This window comes from Vibrio sp. 10N.222.55.C6, assembly GCF_041473395.1.
Lineage (GTDB): Bacteria > Pseudomonadota > Gammaproteobacteria > Enterobacterales > Vibrionaceae > Vibrio > Vibrio crassostreae_C.
In genome coordinates, this window is sequence record NZ_JBFRSD010000988.1 from 1 (window position 1) to 331 (window position 331).

Here is a 331-nt window from a genome sequence, read left to right on the forward strand (position 1 = left end):
TACTCGTACTCCACGTAAAAACACAACCTTCCACAAAGTCGCTACAGCAAAATTAGCTCAAAACGAATCTAGCTTATTTACTCAGCTTCGTACGATTTCAAGTAAAAGCCACGCACAAATGATGTCAAAACGTCTGAAGTGGATGAACATCAACGCGACTTATACAGCTACCGACAATCAACATCTATTCATCCTTGATGATAGAACCAGTTTTATATTCGTTGTTAATATGTTTGAGCGTGCCGTTTCTTGTTTAAAAATAATGCGTATTTCGGTGATTGCGATCGCTCGTTTCGGTTTATTCCGATCACTTGATCCTGCCGTTTTTCTC

The 331-nt window shown here is 39.3% G+C and carries 1 protein-coding gene; it reads left to right on the forward strand.

Annotated features, from left to right (window positions below; genetic code table 11):
• A partial coding sequence (locus AB4486_RS27195) for a hypothetical protein (RefSeq protein ID WP_372119899.1) occupies positions 1–331 on the forward strand: 331 nt, incomplete at both ends.